At 56.6% G+C, this 15,401-nt stretch carries 19 protein-coding genes and 2 pseudogenes; 10 read left to right on the top strand and 11 right to left on the bottom strand.

The features are described 5' to 3' along the window. Positions 1-690: a carbonic anhydrase gene (locus EEQ99_RS02725; protein WP_028757993.1), complete on the bottom strand. Its 690-nt coding sequence runs from the start codon at positions 688-690 to the stop codon at positions 1-3. Between the two features lie 410 nt (positions 691-1,100). Between EEQ99_RS02725 and EEQ99_RS35565 the strand changes: the two genes are divergently transcribed. The 3 genes from EEQ99_RS35565 (at position 1,101) to rsgA (ending at position 2,646) form a co-directional block, all read left to right on the top strand. Next, a complete protein-coding gene (locus tag EEQ99_RS35565) occupies positions 1,101-1,301 on the top strand; it encodes an Eco57I restriction-modification methylase domain-containing protein (protein WP_244604753.1) in 201 nt (66 codons plus the stop codon). Between the two features lie 143 nt (positions 1,302-1,444). Continuing rightward, positions 1,445-1,627 carry a hypothetical protein gene (locus EEQ99_RS02715; protein WP_028756950.1) on the top strand — a complete coding sequence of 61 codons (183 nt, stop codon included), beginning with the start codon at positions 1,445-1,447 and terminating at the stop codon, positions 1,625-1,627. After that, the gene (gene rsgA / locus EEQ99_RS02710) at positions 1,624-2,646 is read left to right on the top strand and encodes a ribosome small subunit-dependent GTPase A (protein WP_127429996.1); all 1,023 of its coding nucleotides are present in this window, start codon (positions 1,624-1,626) and stop codon (positions 2,644-2,646) included. The genes EEQ99_RS02715 and rsgA overlap by 4 nt, the downstream gene beginning before the upstream one ends. Positions 2,647-2,732: 86 nt before the next feature. Here the strand turns inward: rsgA and EEQ99_RS35025 are convergent, their stop codons facing one another. The 4 genes from EEQ99_RS35025 to EEQ99_RS02690 form a co-directional block, all read right to left on the bottom strand. Further along, a complete protein-coding gene (locus EEQ99_RS35025; protein WP_028756948.1) occupies positions 2,733-2,981 on the bottom strand; it encodes a hypothetical protein in 249 nt (82 codons plus the stop codon). A gap of 553 nt (positions 2,982-3,534) precedes the next feature. After that, on the bottom strand, positions 3,535-3,798 hold the full coding sequence (locus EEQ99_RS02700; protein WP_028756947.1) for a DUF982 domain-containing protein: 264 nt from the start codon (positions 3,796-3,798) through the stop codon (positions 3,535-3,537). 101 nt (positions 3,799-3,899) lie between these two features. Next, on the bottom strand, positions 3,900-4,139 hold the full coding sequence (locus EEQ99_RS02695; protein WP_063476242.1) for a DUF982 domain-containing protein: 240 nt from the start codon (positions 4,137-4,139) through the stop codon (positions 3,900-3,902). A gap of 133 nt (positions 4,140-4,272) precedes the next feature. Further along, entirely contained in the window at positions 4,273-6,234 is a 1,962-nt protein-coding gene (locus EEQ99_RS02690; protein ID WP_127429995.1) for an elongation factor G, read from the bottom strand. Positions 6,235-7,701: 1,467 nt separating this feature from the next. Here EEQ99_RS02690 and EEQ99_RS02680 point away from each other — a divergent pair. Then, entirely contained in the window at positions 7,702-7,899 is a 198-nt protein-coding gene (locus EEQ99_RS02680; protein ID WP_028757999.1) for a hypothetical protein, read from the top strand. 39 nt (positions 7,900-7,938) lie between these two features. On the opposite strand, the pseudogene EEQ99_RS02675 reads toward EEQ99_RS02680, so the two are convergent. The 6 genes and pseudogenes from EEQ99_RS02675 to EEQ99_RS35560 form a co-directional block, all read right to left on the bottom strand. Continuing rightward, positions 7,939-8,339, bottom strand: a pseudogene (locus EEQ99_RS02675) (fasciclin domain-containing protein); the annotation flags it as partial. Between the two features lie 84 nt (positions 8,340-8,423). Further along, a complete protein-coding gene (locus EEQ99_RS02670) occupies positions 8,424-9,077 on the bottom strand; it encodes a ChrR family anti-sigma-E factor (RefSeq protein ID WP_127429994.1) in 654 nt (217 codons plus the stop codon). After that, positions 9,074-9,601: a sigma-70 family RNA polymerase sigma factor gene (locus EEQ99_RS02665; protein WP_049812552.1), complete on the bottom strand. Its 528-nt coding sequence runs from the start codon at positions 9,599-9,601 to the stop codon at positions 9,074-9,076. The genes EEQ99_RS02670 and EEQ99_RS02665 overlap by 4 nt, the downstream gene beginning before the upstream one ends. A gap of 255 nt (positions 9,602-9,856) precedes the next feature. After that, the gene (locus tag EEQ99_RS02660) at positions 9,857-10,279 is read right to left on the bottom strand and encodes a DUF2177 family protein (RefSeq protein WP_127429993.1); all 423 of its coding nucleotides are present in this window, start codon (positions 10,277-10,279) and stop codon (positions 9,857-9,859) included. A 27-nt stretch (positions 10,280-10,306) separates the two neighbouring features. Beyond that, positions 10,307-10,678, bottom strand: coding sequence for a DUF2147 domain-containing protein (locus tag EEQ99_RS02655; protein ID WP_127429992.1), 372 nt, complete (start codon positions 10,676-10,678; stop codon positions 10,307-10,309). 23 nt (positions 10,679-10,701) lie between these two features. Continuing rightward, positions 10,702-10,803: pseudogene (locus EEQ99_RS35560) on the bottom strand (SAM-dependent methyltransferase); the annotation flags it as partial. 257 nt (positions 10,804-11,060) lie between these two features. Here EEQ99_RS35560 and EEQ99_RS02650 point away from each other — a divergent pair. The 6 genes from EEQ99_RS02650 (at position 11,061) to folE (ending at position 15,372) form a co-directional block, all read left to right on the top strand. Beyond that, positions 11,061-11,873: a DUF1295 domain-containing protein gene (locus tag EEQ99_RS02650; protein WP_244604752.1), complete on the top strand. Its 813-nt coding sequence runs from the start codon at positions 11,061-11,063 to the stop codon at positions 11,871-11,873. Continuing rightward, the gene (locus tag EEQ99_RS02645; RefSeq protein WP_127429991.1) at positions 11,870-12,898 is read left to right on the top strand and encodes an SAM-dependent methyltransferase; all 1,029 of its coding nucleotides are present in this window, start codon (positions 11,870-11,872) and stop codon (positions 12,896-12,898) included. The genes EEQ99_RS02650 and EEQ99_RS02645 overlap by 4 nt, the downstream gene beginning before the upstream one ends. After that, on the top strand, positions 12,895-13,473 hold the full coding sequence (locus tag EEQ99_RS02640; protein WP_127429990.1) for a hypothetical protein: 579 nt from the start codon (positions 12,895-12,897) through the stop codon (positions 13,471-13,473). Before EEQ99_RS02645 ends, EEQ99_RS02640 begins: the two co-directional genes overlap by 4 nt. Further along, positions 13,470-14,000, top strand: coding sequence for a lipocalin family protein (locus EEQ99_RS02635; protein WP_028758878.1), 531 nt, complete (start codon positions 13,470-13,472; stop codon positions 13,998-14,000). The genes EEQ99_RS02640 and EEQ99_RS02635 overlap by 4 nt, the downstream gene beginning before the upstream one ends. Before the next feature lie 61 nt (positions 14,001-14,061). Continuing rightward, the gene (locus EEQ99_RS02630; RefSeq protein WP_028756936.1) at positions 14,062-14,529 is read left to right on the top strand and encodes a TspO/MBR family protein; all 468 of its coding nucleotides are present in this window, start codon (positions 14,062-14,064) and stop codon (positions 14,527-14,529) included. A gap of 234 nt (positions 14,530-14,763) precedes the next feature. Further along, complete coding sequence (gene folE, locus EEQ99_RS02625) at positions 14,764-15,372, top strand: GTP cyclohydrolase I FolE (protein ID WP_097596437.1); 609 nt, start codon at positions 14,764-14,766, stop codon at positions 15,370-15,372. Positions 15,373-15,401 lie beyond the last annotated feature (29 nt).

The raw sequence follows: 15,401 nt of genomic DNA, 5'->3' as shown, positions 1-15,401 counted from the left end.
CTACTCCGCGGCTTGCGGAATCACATGCGGACGACCACGACCCTTAACCGCGACAGGCAAGGGCCTGTCCTCAAGGATCTCGGTGAAGCGAGCGGCCGCACCGTCATAGACGAGTACCTCCCCCGTCTCGATATCGAAGAACCACCCGTGCAGGGTAATGTCGTTGGTCGCCAGCTTGGCGGCGACGGAAGGATGCGTGCGCAAGTGATCGAGCTGGACGACGACGTTTTCCATCGCGATGGCGCGAACCCTTTGACGCTCGGACAGGTCGACGGGGTAGGCTTCGCAAACAATCGAATGGGCAGCATGACTATGCTTCAGCCAGGCAGCGACGTTCGGCATCGGCTTCAGAAGATCGGGATGGCAAAGCCCTTTCATCGCACCGCAATCGGAATGCCCGCACACGATGATATCACGCACGCCGAGTGCTACGACCGCATATTCTATCGCCGATGATACACCGCCATTTGCCGTGGAAAAGGGAGGAACGATATTTCCGGCATTGCGGCAGACGAAGAGTTCGCCTGGGCCGGACTGCGTGATTGTTTCGGGCATCACCCTGCTGTCGGCGCAGGAAATCATCAGCGCTTGCGGCTGCTGTCCCTCCTCTGCCAGCTTGCGATAAAGTGCCTGATGGTCGGGAAAGACGGCACCGCGAAAGCTGGAGATCCCTTTAAGCAAATCACCCATTGTCGAGTCCTTGTGTTGGGCCGGACGGCAGGCAGGGGGCGTACCCATGCCCGGCGGGTTGGCATGCGCGATCATTTCGCACTTGCGAGATAGGTAAAGTTGCCGGCAAGAAAATAGCCGACACGGAATGATTGTAATGTAATCTATAAAAATCTTGTGAGTGGATTGTGAAATGATTTTAGTCGACGCCCGCTTATCGTGATGGACGTTGAAATCTCAAATTCGTTTCGGTGAAAGCGTCTCTGGGTGAGATCCAGAGAAGCGGCAATTGTCCGCTGTTGAAAGCATCCGAACATCGACCAGCAGATCGTAAAGCGCCTGATTTCAATGTGATAGGCTGCCCCAACCCATAGCGCGCTGTAGTTCTGGATGGAAGTAGGCGGCCATCCGCGGGCGCCGGCGACTACCCAGTGTCCGACTTCTTTGCCGTCGGGGCTGATCCCGCGTTCGACGTCGTCATCGGAAATCCTCCCTATATCCGATACCAGGACTTTACCGGGGAAGCCCGCGCCCGTGCCCGGGAGGCGGCCATCAGGGGCGGCATTTCTCCGACGGGCCTCGCCTCGAGTTGGGCAACATTTACGGTGCACTCTGCATTGTTCCTGAAGTAAGGCGGTCGCCTGGCCTTCGTCTTGCCCGCCGAATGGGATCGAACCGGCGTTGGCTAATCGTGAAGCACCTGATAGATCATAGACCGCCGAGTATGAGGTGGCACCATCTTCAGAGAGAACCGCGGACCGACCGGAGAGCTTTAATGGGCTGGAAAACACCGAAGATCGAATACGTGAATGGCTACAGGATCGTTGAAGTTGAAGGGCCTTCGTTCAAAGTCTACGATAACGACCGTCAGCTCGGGGACGATTTCCCCTATCCCGGCGAAGCGGCTGCCTACGCAACCTCTTTGCCAAAACGGGATCATCCACGGAACAAGATTTGACCAGCTCCCAACTTTCTTCACCGCTGGAACGGCTTGGGTGGTCTGAATTCTTCGCAGACCAGGTCCAGCCCAGCGAAGCGGACTTGATCCCCAGACGCATCGCTTCAGTTCACCGGGCCCGCATCGAGGCGATCGATGTCACCGGGCCGGTCGGACTGGCGTTTCCATCCAATACCAATACTGGTGACTACGCGGTGGGCGACTGGGTTCTTGCCGATTCACTCACTGACATGCTTGTCAGACGTCTCGACCGAAAAAGCGTCCTTCAAAGACGCCCGGAAGGCGGACGTGGCCAGCAACTTGTTGCCGCCAACGTCGACACCCTGTTGATCGTGACCTCGTGCAACGCCGATTTCAATCTTGCTCGGCTGGAACGTTACCTGATCATGGCCACGCAGGCCGGGATCAATCCGGTGATTGTCCTGACGAAGGCTGACACCGCGGACGATGCCGACATGTTCCAGGCGCAAGCCGAGGCTTTGCAGCGCGACCTGCCTGTCATTGCCTTGAATGGGCGCTCCGCGGATGCCGTTTCCCTGTTGAGGCCTTGGTGCGGCATTGGCCAGACGGTCGCGCTGGTGGGATCCTCTGGTGTTGGAAAATCAACGCTGGTGAACACCATGACTGGGCCTGAATCTGACACAAAGCAAAAGACAGGCACCATCCGGGAATACGACGCGCAGGGCCGACACACGACCACAGCGCGATCCCTACATGCAGTTTCAGGGGGCGGGTGGGTTGTCGATACGCCGGGAATAAGAACGCTTTACGTGAGCGATGTTGCCGACGGTATAGACACCCTCTTTGCTGAGATAACCGAACTGGCACCGCTTTGCCGCTTTCGCGATTGCACCCATGCCCATGAACCGGGGTGCGCGGTGCAGGCAGCTGTCGCAAGCGGTGCCCTGCTCGCCGATCGCCTGGAACGCTGGCGGAACCTGCTTGCAGAAAACCGCGACCGGACCCCGGTCGTGAGTGGACCCCGCGGCAACAAGATCGTTCGCAAGAAGAAATATTGAAAGTGTTGACGTTTGCGACGGTGCTCATCGTCGTCAACCACGATCCGCCACCAGAATTGGCTGGGCTTTGGTGATAGCGTCAGCGCTCAATGAATGGGATTGCGGTCAAGAAGAAGACCCTGCAAGCGGCCGCTCCCGCTCGTGAGGGATAAGTCTTTGAACAACCAAGATATAAGGCGCGGTCGCAATCCTTGCCTCTCATCGATGAGGAGGAATGAGATCCTCTTAATCTCGATCGTGATCACACCTGCGGTGTCGTGGCGACGATAATTCCCCGAATCGATTGCATGGAATCCATTTTCCACCGCCCAGGCGGCTATCATGTCCGCGTTCATTAAGGTCCTGCTTTAGAAGATGCGGACTTGCTTTCCCTAGCAATCCGCTCGTGCAAATCGGTTTGCAGTCCTACGGATACCGTAACTGAAATGCTCTAGACCAGCCAAATCCATCCAAGATTGCAGTTGCCGCTTAGGTGTTGCGAGAAAGACTCGGAGCAATCATTGTCAATCGGTACGACGGAGCCGGGCCCCGCCCGCTTAGCTAGTGCTCCTGAACAGAAATGAACACCCACTCGTTCGAGAGCGCCTGCGCCGCTGATCAACCGTATATGGCTTCAGGCCGGACAACACCTTCGCTTCGGCCGTTCTTGAAAATTCAGGGGCTGGCCAAGGTGCGAGGACTGAGATGTTGCACTCCCTGCAGTGAGATCACTGAGCCGGTGAGATCAACACGACAGTTGGGAAGTATGACGCCGATTACCTCTTCACCAGGTCTTCCGTCACCAGTGCGCCATCCCCGAGATCAAATGGATGCAGGCGTTCGTTGAACTCAGGACAGCCGCTTTCGATGCAAAGCGGAGAGGGCTGCGGCATCAAGGACCGGAGCAACTCAGTGGACGACGGTGATCACCGGAATGCCAGCTTCATCGGCGGCACGGATCAGCGCTTCTCGCGCGTCCTCAGCCGAAATGTCGCCATGGATGGCGTCCTGGCACGCCCTGATCGCGATAAGATATTCCTCCCCGTCGTCGATGGGCCAGCAAGCCGTCAACATATTTGCCGCCTCCCAAAGGCTCGCGACAAGCTTGTATTTTTCCGGCCCATTCACAGCGAGCATCAGAGGGGTAAACTCTCCGATTGTGTGCCACTTCATAACGTTACGCCTCCCCACGGTAAATATATTAGTAACCGTGCAAGAACCGTTCCGGGTAGGGTGGCGGGCATGATCCATGGCTCACTTCAAACGAAGCGACCTTAAGTTTGTCGAAGGATGCCGGCCTCCTTCGCCGCAGCCGCAAACGCAGATCGCGCTTCCGCATCGGGAACAACGCCACTCGCCGCGTCCAGGCATACCTTCCACGCTGTCGCATAGCTCGCGCTTCTGTTGTCGGGCCAGTATTTCTTCAAGAATGCGACCGCCTCTCTAGCGTTCCTGATGACGTGAACACGATCATCTATCTTCAATTCGACGTTCGCGTCCCAGATGCTGATCATGGCGTCCTCCGTGGGGCAGGCTTCCCAGAAACGTATATTAGGAAGATCTGTTCCAAGCGGACGATCCCGCCGAAATTTTGGAGGGCGGCAGCCCAAGAGCCTATTGGCAGGGCTTCGAAGTGGCGCGAACGTTTCAGTGTGCGACGCCTGGTTCCTCGTGTGCCCTCACGATGGCGTTCGCTTCCTTGCCGTATAGCTCCTCGAAGTGATCGAAGGTCTTGGAAAAATAACCAATGCCTTGCGTCGCCGAGCGCAACGCCCGGGCCAGATCGTCAAGTGCGCCGCCCGGAATGAGTGCCCGGAAGATGTCCCATCCCTTGGCGGTTTCATCCCGGTCGAAGCCCAGAACCTGACCCTTGAGAGCGGAGACGATCTGGACAAGGCTGCCGGAATAGATCGACGGAATGTGAATGTCGCTGCGGAAGACCGGTTGCATTAAAACGGCCGCCCCTTCGGAAAGCGCCTGTCGCACTCCCATTTTCGACGCAGTTCGGAAAGCGTGTTCCGAACTGTCGACGGCATGGTGCTGACCATCGTACAGCGTTACGCCGACATCGATGACCTTGAAGCCTAGCGGCCCTTTCTCCATCGCTTCGCGCGCGCCTGCTTCGACAGCAGGGATGTAGTTGCGCGGAACGACGCCACCCTTGACGGTTTCGCTAAAGGTGAATCCCCGGCCGCGCTCATTGGGGCGAATGTTCAGCTTCACATCCGCGAACTGTCCGGCACCGCCTGTCTGTTTGCGGTGACGGTAATGAACCTCAGATGGTTTCGCAATTGTCTCGCGGTAGATCGGGCTGGGCGTTCGATCGGTTACGTCGATATGAAACACGTCGGACAGGGTTCGGCAGAGATCGCGCAGATGCACCGGCCCCTGGACGCAGACGAGATGGGCGCCGGTGCTCTCTTCCTGCAAGACCGTTAGGCCGCGATCCGTCTCGGAAAGTTTTGCCAGCGTTTCGGAGAGCTTGTTTTCATCGCGCTCGCTGCCCGGGACTAGGATCCTTTCAAGCATCGGGGTGGGCGGCTCCGTCCACTCAGGCGGGGCGACCACCGCGCTTGATGTCAACAGCGAAGGGACGGGCAAGTGGTCGGACTTGACCGTCGCGAAGACATCCCCCAGCGCAGGTACAACCGCCGAATTGGACTTCCCGTTTGCGAGATGCTGTACGGCGCCGAGGTTGGAGCCGCCCAGTGATGCGCCCTGCCGCAGTCCCTCGCCAAGCGCGCGCACGAGCACTGTCTTACCGACATTCTGGCGATGATAGGCATGGAAGCTCACGGCGGTCAGCTTGTTTTCATCGACATTGCCCCCGCGAGCCAGGCGCTGTCGAAGAACCCCCACCGGCGGCGCCTCGTGGCGCAGCGCCTTCATCAGCCTCATCATGCCGTTGCCGTGACTTGCGGCACCGATCAGGACCGGAATAATCCTGTTTTCCCTGAGAACCCGCGATGAAATGGCATAGAGCGCGTCGCTGGGCGGCTCGCGATCTTCGATCAGTTCCTCGAGAAGCCAGTCATCGAATTCGGACAGGTGTTCCAGGAGCTCGCTGCGCGCTTCGTGCTCGCGCTCGGCGGCGCTTTCGGGGATTGCGATCAGCGCCGAAGTCTGGCCTTCCCGGTAGCGCCACGCCCGTTCCGAAATCAGATCGCAACTGCCTATGATCCTATCCCCGTCGCGGATCGGGATCTGGCGAAGCAAAAGCGTGTGGTTGGCGTAGTCTTGAAGCGCGGCGATCACGTCCCTCAGCCGCCCTCTCGGTTCGTCCATCCGGTTGACGAAGAGGATGCACGGCGTCTCCGAGTTCTCGATTACGCGCAGATAGGGCGCAGCGAGCACAGCCTCCTCGGGTGCCGATGAAACGCACAGGATGCAGGCGTCGCTGGCAAGAAGCGCGTGCTGTGCATGCGCCAACGCTTCGTTGGGTCCTGGCGCATCCAGCGCACACCACGCCTCGTTTCCAAAGGTGAATTCTGTGAGGTTCAATCCATAAGGGGAGCTGGATTTTCTCGGCGCCCCCTCCAGGGAGCCGAGCTTTTCCACGACTGTTGATTTTCCGGTCTGCGAGGGTCCAAGCACGGTGAAGCAGCGCATCGGCAATCCTCCAACTGCCATAAACACAATTTTCAGCCATCATAGGATGCCCTGAACCGCTGCAAGGCGCCAGAGGTGTTCATGGCGGCGTGCTTTATCTCGGCGCCCGACCATGGAACGCTTGATGATTGACGATGTTGGGGCGCCATGACCCCGATTTCACCTTTGGAAATACCGTCCTATGCCGCTCTTCTTCCGACGAACGAAAAACCCTTGCCGAGTTCGAGGATCAGCGCACGCAGATGCTGCTAGACAACGCGCATTTAGGCGATGCATCCATTGCAACTCCCTAGCCTCTCATCCCCGGACGACATTGAATTAGGAGCCGGAAACTGTGTAAATTGGAAAAAACCGAAAACGGGATTTGCAGTGTCGCCCGGCTCCTTCAGGACTAAGGTTGCGAGGTCGCAACTTTGCAAAGGGCAACATGCTCTCTCTTGATGTCGTCCGTCAAAGCCGGCGGAATTTCGCTTACACCGCAACTTTCTGTCGGTGTATCATCGTTGCGGATTGGTGCTCTCTTTCTTCCGTTGAAAAAGTTGCGAGGTCGCAACTTTTTAGAAGCTCCTAGAGCCCTTGCTGCCGCACAGAAGGCGCTCATCTCCAGCCCACTAGGGTTTAAGGATTCATTAACCCTTATTTCCTTGCTAACCATTGCGACTCGGGGCACTTCGTCCGTCAGATTTTCGACGACAACTTGGCCGGGCGGTCCAGCGAACGCAGGCAATGCATTTTTCGCGTCGTATCAACAATCGCTTCGGCGAGGGCACCAGTCCGAGGCTCCCAAAGATGAGGGAAGGTCTCAAAGCGCTTGGTTTGGACAGCGACACAATTCTTCACCATGCCACACCACGTTTGTTTTACGCCTGTGAGCTTGGTGGCGGGGCAAGAAGGCGCTTTGGAAACTCGGTGACTACTTACACGCTGTCCGCATGGACGGCCGTTCGCCGTACGACCAACGTGTGCAAGCGAACGCTTCCGCGTTAGACGCGGTGGTTTGGCATCAAGCGCCGGACTCGCCCCGGTCACCAGCTTCGCTGAACCGTAGATGGCCAGCCAGGACGAGGGAACTATGGTCTAGGCTATGTTGGCGACAAGACGCTCTGTTGCGCCAAGCCCACGATCCTGTGCCGGCCACTGCCCTCGGGTTCCTCCTCTTTTGTTCTTTTGGTGCTAGCGTCTGTGGGACAAGACCTGTTCAGGCTTCCACACTTTTTATCCGCCAGTGAAGCAATGAGATAATCCGGCGTTGAGCGCCACAGAAATGAAATTGCTGGTATCGTCAACAGAGTTGAAACGGTTCTGATCTGCCGGAGTTGTTTGACGTAAAACATCTGTTCCGAGCGGAAGTCCTACCCGCGATCGGACCGGCTCCGCACCCCAGGAGCTGATGCGGACCAGAGTGAGGCCTGCAGGGGGTCGGCGCGGCATCCGCCGGCCCCTGTTAAGTCAGGGAAGGAGCAGATCGTGAATTATGAGTATGGAATGACGGTTTTCTACGATCCGGTGATTAAAAATGTCATTGTGATCTTTCGTGGCAAAACCACAATTCTTGAAGGCCCCTTTCAAGACCTCCGGACAGGGGTGACTGCTGGAGAAAAGTTATGCATGGAACTCGGATGGCAATCAGATATTGAAGAAACGCCAGACACGTCAATCGACTGATCTTGCAATAGAAAGCCGGGACGCCACAGCGTCCCCTATCTACATTTTCGGCAGACGCACCTTATCGATGACATGGTTGACGCCATTCGACTGCTTGACATCAGCGACCGTCACAGTAGCACTACCCCTAGGTTGTCAGTAAGGGTGATCTTGCCCATGCTTCCTTGGCCCTGAACACATAGCCGCCGACCGTGCTCGACATGGCATCGGTACCAATCACGTGGCAGGTCAGCAGCTTTACAAGTCGAGCCTCATTCTCCGGCTTTGGAAGCGTTTCCACCGTGCCCTCGGAGCGCTTCGAACGCTTCCTTGGTGCACGCGAAGACTGTGAAAGGTCCTTTGCCTTTAAACGCTGAAACCAAACCCGCAGCCTTTACAGCGGCGACGAGTTTCGTGTGATCCTTGGAGTTGGCTGCGTTCTCGGAAATTGGTCTAGTATTTTAAAGCAAGATCGAGATTTCAGATATTTACAGTTCAAAGGCGCCTTACTGTGCGCTTCTCGGCGTCGTGATTTCTATTGACCATCAGATGCCCAACAGAGGTTGCAGCCAGCGCACAAACCTGCTTTTGAAGCGCAAAGGCGCGTCAGTGACGGCAATACAAATGCAGTCTTTTCCGGCGCTGGCACGTGGCTGATGCATGAGATCGCCATCTGCCATTTCGACGTCGCCTCGCGCGAACGTCGAGACTTCATCGCTGAAGCTGCCATCGAGAACAAGCGTCAGTTCGGAGCCGTCGTGGGAATGTTCCGGAACGGGCTGACCGGCAGGAATCTTCAGCAATCGAACGGTCGTCGTATTGTCGTCGGTCGGTATAATCATCTGCGCTGCGCCGCGGCCCAGTCTGCGCCACCTCAACCCGCCAGCTCGCTCTATGTAAGACCTCAGGGGCTCGGGGTAAATGTTGTTGGCGGCCGTGTGCTTCTTGATTGGCACCACTTTCTCGATCTCACCAGCTTCAATCGTCGCTCGGAGGCTTTGCCAGCTTGCTGTCACGTCGTCTTCGCCTGCGTCTTCGGATTCGAGAAAGTAGCCCCCAACGTTTTCGAGCATCGCAAGACTTGCGCGGCATAATGGGCAAAGTGCGAGGTGGGTCGCAACTGCGACGCTCCAACCCTCCGCCAGAGTCCCGGCGGAGTAGTGCAGGAGCATATCGTCATCCAGATGGTGTTCAATCATTTGGCATCGTCCTGAATCGCCATCCGCAATTTCTCGCATGCAAGCCGTATCCTCGATTTTACCGTTCCAAGTGGGAGGTTTAGTTTTTCTGCTATCATTGTGTGGGTCAGACCGTCGAAGAACGACATCCGAAGGACTTCCACGTACTTCTGTTTCAATGTGAGCATTGCATTATGCAGCTCCTGCGCGTTCTGTTGCCGCTGTATCTTGACGTCAGCTGCTTCCATCTCATCTGGCACAAACGCGGGGTCGTTAATGTCGAATTCCGGATGGGCACCTTTGCGGGCAGCATCGATCATTTGATTTCTCGCAATCGCAAATATCCAGGTCGATGCCTGCGCTTTTGATGAATCGAACAGCGCCGCCTTATTCCAGACGCGCATCATGGTTTCCTGGGTCAGTTCCTCAGCGAGTATGCGATTGCCTCTCGTCAGACGGACCATGTAAGAGCGGACGCGCGGGCAAAAGTGCCTGTACAGAATTTCGAATGAGTCGATGTCGCGCGACTTTCCCACGGCCGACATCAATGAATTGATCCGCGCGGCATCCAATTTTTGCTTCTCTTCCCCCAAGGCGCCGACCTTTCGTTCCAAACCCGGCGTGCGCCAGGCGACTGCCTTAGCACAGTTCCCTCGACGTAATCCGGATCGGAGCGGTAATTGCATGTTCATGACCTGAATTACGCGTGCGAACCTGAGCGGATCAAAAAAGCGACGTGAATAATTTAAACACGCTACGGATCATCTGCCGATGCGAAGTCAGATATCCCCTACGGAACCTCACCACATCTTATCCAGTGTTCCCACAACTCGCTGCGTAATCCAAAAAGCTGCGCCGGCTGAAACAGCCGATAAGGCGCTACCCCAAAGCAAATCGGCCATCGTTAAAGTCGTCGACCAATTTTTAAGCGTCGATTGGTTTGTCAAGTCGTAGGTTGCGTACGCTGTGAAGCCAACGGCCGCGCCGTATAGTGCGGCCGTGACCACGGAGCCAGACATCAAGCCTGCCCTGACAGCCAGAAACGTCAGTCCGGCCGCGTAGGTGAGGTAAAAGGCGACGGCTGGAGCCAGCCTGAATTCAGGGGCCAGAATTTCGCCCAAAGTCGGGCGATAAAGGCGATCTGCCATGCTGCCAAGCCATACGAAATCAATCGCTACGAAAACAATCAGCGTTGCAAGATAAGCGACAATATAGGTTTTCACATTTTTTCTCCTTGCAAATCCTGCGCCTCAGTCAATGCGCGTCCAGTCCATAGCTTTGCAAAGCAAACCAGCGACCACACAGCCTTTCGTGGTCATCCTGTTGCCGTCGACGGTTACCGTCAGCTTGTAGCTCAAGTTACGCTGCGGATCGAAAGCAGTGCCCGAATAGCTACCCTCGGCGTCTGGTTTTATCGACATCACAAGCTTGTCGCCTTCCTTCTCCTTCGGCGTCCCCGGCTTGATCCAGGTGTTGACAGCGCAGACATCCGAACCGCAAGGCGCGATCTTCACCTTTGCGTTTCCGTCTCCGCGCGCCCACTGACCGCTGATGTCAGCAGCCCCCGCCATGCTTGCAGCCCCAATAGCTAAAACTGCGACCATCGGCATCATCGGGTTCATTCCGTTTCTCCTCAAGGTGCGATTCAAGCATGTTCGATCGTGTAAAGGCCGACGTCGATGCTTCCTTCCTCAAAACCAGCCTGGCAGTAACTAAGGTAATAATTCCAGAGCCGTTCGAAGCGCTCGTGCCGAAAGCCCTGAGATGTCGGTTCCAACGACGGCTATATTCCGGCGCCGTCCGCCAGCGTTCCGACTATCAAATTCCATATAGCCTCTCGGTGTGAGCGGTTGCCGACCCTGATGCATGGTTTTCAGACCGCCTCTACGAGGAGGAACTCAGGTTAGTTTTGCTGGCCGCACAATTTTTTGAGAATTTTCGCGGCCCGGGGGAAAACTGATCGGTGTGCAAGGCCGTAGAGAAACTCGTTAGCAATCCACCCCGATGGAAAAAACGATGGATTTGTCTCTTTTAGTTCTCATCGCGATCCTATTGTCGCTTGCGATGGTAATCGCCTGGGCAATTCAGCGTGTCACGAGCTTGAGCGGCTGGATCGACACGATCTGGTCCGCCGCGGTAGGCGTCGGCGGTATGACCGCAGCGCTTTTTTCGAATGGGGACCTTGATCGTCGCATCGCCCTCATGACTATCATCGCCGCATGGGCACTGAGGCTCGGCGGCCATATCGGTTCACGTACCAGAGGCGGTAGCGAAGACCCCCGTTATGCAAGACTTATAGCAGAGTGGGGTGATAGCGGTGCGTGGCGACTATTCCTCTTTCTCCAGATCCAGGCGCTAGCGGCATTCGTGCTCGTGCTGGCGGTCTATCTCGCAGCGAACAATGGGATGGCGTTCCCAGGTTTCGCTGATGGGATCGCAGCCTTGATCGCTGCTGTAGCGCTGGTTGGCGAGGCGATCGCCGACGTGCAGCTGGCGCGCTTCCGGAAAACACCACAGGCGAAGACAGAGGTCTGCGAAGCAGGCCTATGGCGCTATTCGCGCCACCCCAACTATTTCTTCGAATGGCTCTTCTGGTGTTGCTGGCCACTTTTCGCGATTGCGGCGCCAATCTCGAGCTGGCTGTCGATCCTCGCACCACTGCTGATGTATTGGCTGCTCGTTCATGTCTCCGGCATCCCCCCACTCGAAGAGCACATGCTGCGCTCGCGCGGCGAAAAGTTCCGCGACCTACAGACCCGCGTCAACGCCTTTTTCCCAGCACCTCGAAGACAGCGCCCACAAGGAGATGAGCGATGAATGTGATGGCTTTCGCTATCAAGACTGCTGAGCGAGCCCCGCTCAGCGACAGCATAACGCTCGCAGGCATCGAGCTCCTCTGCAACCGCACCAAGCGCAGACTGGCGGCGACGTCAGCTGAGGGCGAGAGGATCTTTGTCGACGCGATGGGGCATTTTCCGGTCGCCACGCATACTGACGAGGCCAACCGCCAACATTATGAAGTGCCATCCGCGTTTTTCGCGCTGGCGCTCGGGGCGCAGAAAAAATACTCATGCTGTCTATACCCGACAGATACCACGACGCTTGACGAGGCCGAAACCTTTGCTCTTGCCGAGACCGTGAACCACGCCGCCATCGACGATGGCATGAGTATTCTTGAGCTCGGCTGCGGCTGGGGCTCGCTGTCGCTCTATCTCGCCACGCATTTCCCGAATTCGCGCGTCACCTCCGTATCAAACTCCGCCTCTCAGCGAGCGCATATCATTGCCCGCGCCGAAGCACGCGGATTGACCAACCTGAGCGTCATCACCGCCGACATGAACAACTTTGACGCCGACCAGCGTTATGACCGCGTCGTCGCTGTGGAAATGTTCGAGCACATGTCGAACTGGCGGGCGCTTTTAGAGCGGGTGCACCGCTGGATCGAGCCTGACGGCAAGCTGTTCCTGCACATCTTCACGCACAAAGACCGATCATATCGTTTCGACCGCGCTGACCCTGCCGATTGGATCGCCCAGCACTTCTTCACCGGCGGCATCATGCCGGCCCATGATCTGCCGCACCGTTTCGGCGATCTGTTCCAAGTGGAAATGGAATGGCGCTGGTCGGGCATACATTATCGCCGCACTTCTCTTGACTGGCTTGCCAATTTCGATCGGCACATCGATCGCATCCAGCCAATCTTAAGGCAGATCTATGGCCGGGACGCGTCTCTATGGCAGCGCCGTTGGAGACTGTTCTTTCTTTCGACAGCTGGCATGTTCGGCCATCACAGGGGAGACATCTGGGGTGTCGGCCACTACCTTCTGGGGCGAACACCATGATGGCAGTTGCACCTGCAAATCTTGATCCATTGACAAAGGCTTCCGTGACGGTCGTTTGGGTCATCCTCCTGAACAAGCCGTTTTACCCGCTATACATTTGGTATTTGGTGGGTGATGGCGTGGCAGCTTCGCTTGGCACATTAACCGCAGCGCCGCTCTTTCTGGCGATCCCTTTTATAGCCCGGCGTTCGCCGCTATCGGCAAGGATCGCGCTTCCGCTGGTCGGTACGTTTGACACTCTGTTCGAAACGAAGCTCTTTGGACAATCCTCTGGTACTGAGTTGTTTCTGGCGGCCTGCTTAATGCTCGTTGCAGTCTCATTTCGAGAAGACGAACATTGGTGGCAACGTGGAATGGCTGTCCTCATTTTCGCCGCCTTCGTGTTTTCGCGGGGTTTCATCGGCGCGCCGCTGCACGTTTGGACGCAAACAGACCTTGCGATGCTCCTCAACTTGAACGCGTTCGCCGTGGCTAGTCTGATGGCCTTCGTAACGCTGCGGTATGCGGGAACTTCACGCCAGTCGAGGCTTTATTCAGCGGTGCCTGAGCACCCTACACCGGGGAGGTATTCATGAAACATTGTCTCAATCGTGCGGGTCGGCTTCTGCTGGCGGTGCTCTTCATCCTTGGCGAAGCCGCCGCTGCGTACGCCACACCCAACGTGATTAAAGTGGGACTGGATCACTATCGCGGGACATGGCTGGAGGTCGGCCGGACACCGATGTTCCTGACCGACGGCTGCGTTGCGGGCTATTCGAGCTACCGACAAGGCAAATCGCCAGATGAAATAATCATCGAGGACGGTTGTAAAGTCGACACGCCCCAAGGTCGACTGAAGACCGTCCGCGGCACCGGGACCATCCAGGATTTCGGGACAACAAATGCGAAGATGCAGGTCCGATACCCCTGGCTGATCACTTTCAACTATTGGGTTTTGTATAAATCTCCTGACAAATCCTGGTTTATCAGCGCCAACCCGTCGATGACGAACCTGTGGATTTACTCCAGGAACGTTCCCTCGAAAAACAAGTTGCACGGCATGATAAAGAAGGCGAGCGAACTCGGCTATGACGTTCGCAAGCTTGAGTTTCCGCCGCAGTGACGAAAGAAACAGACCGGTCGCATATCCGATCGCGCGCGGATGTTCAGGAGAAAACAGCGCTATGACCTCAAACCGCACCACCAGCGCAATGATGCTGTGCCTGTTTCTCCTTGTCGTCATCGGGGTCGGGCTGGCGATCGGCCTAACCATTCAACCAGGGGCTTGGTATGCCTCGTTGAACAAGCCGTTTTTCAATCCGCCGAATTGGATTTTCGGTCCGGCATGGACCGTGCTCTATATCCTGATTGCATTCGCGGGCTGGCGCACGTGGCTTACCGAGGGTGCCAAGGGCCGGACCATGACGGTCTGGGGAGGGCAGATGGTCCTGAACTGGCTTTGGACACCACTGTTCTTTGGAGCGCATGCGATGTCTTTGGGCCTGGCGATTATCCTCTGCCTACTGATTTTCATCGTTGGTTTTATTGCGATAGCAAGAGATAGAGTCGCGCGTCTTTGCTTCTTTCCCTATGCGCTATGGGTGGGATTTGCTTCCGTCCTGAACGCGTCTTTGATTTGGCTGAACGGCTGAAACGCCATACCAAAATATATCCGACAGGTGGCCTGAGCACTGGTTGCAGGCGACGGAACAAGTCAACAGGGTCCGCGCTAAATCGACTGTCGCAATCACGACCTCTTCACCAAATCCAGACCACCAGCGTATCCAGAACGATCTGACAGTTGCGCTACTTTGCAGATCGGCAGTTTTGATCCGCAACCCGGCATGGGACGTAAGCCAAGTCGCATATTAATTCCGGAGAGATTTATGGATGCTATTGTCACCAATGCATGCCCGGTGGCTGCCTCGGAACGTCCAACTCAACATCAGGCTGAGGAGGCGGTGCGTACGCTAATACGCTGGGCCGGAGACGATCCATCACGCGAAGGTCTGCTTGATACTCCGAAGCGGGTGGCAAAGGCTTATCGCGAACTCTTCTCCGGATACGCAACGGAGCCTGAGGATGTGCTTTCGAAGACTTTTTCCGAAGTCGGTGGCTACAACGAGATGGTGCTCGTCAGAGACATCGAGTTTCATTCCCATTGCGAGCACCACATGGTGCCGTTCCATGGGATTGCTCATATCGCATACATTCCCGAGCAGGGCGTGCTCGGTCTTTCAAAAATGGCAAGGCTTGTCGATCTCTATGCCCGCAGGCTGCAGACCCAGGAAACCATGACTGCTCAGATCGCGAAGGCTCTTGAAGAAAGCCTACGCCCGAAAGGCGTCGCCGTCATGATCGAGGCGGAGCACATGTGCATGGCGATGCGCGGCCTCCGGAAGCAGGGAGCCAAGACGCTCACGACCGCGTTCGCGGGACAGTTCGAAGCTTCTGCATCGGATCAGGCGCGTTTCATAATGCTGGCCCGCGGTTGAAACCGGCCTCCTGACGAAAATGAACGCAA

Source organism: Rhizobium anhuiense (genome assembly GCF_003985145.1).
Lineage (GTDB): Bacteria > Pseudomonadota > Alphaproteobacteria > Rhizobiales > Rhizobiaceae > Rhizobium > Rhizobium anhuiense.
Note: the sequence above shows the minus strand (reverse complement) of the source record. Positions and strands in the feature narration are given on the sequence as shown.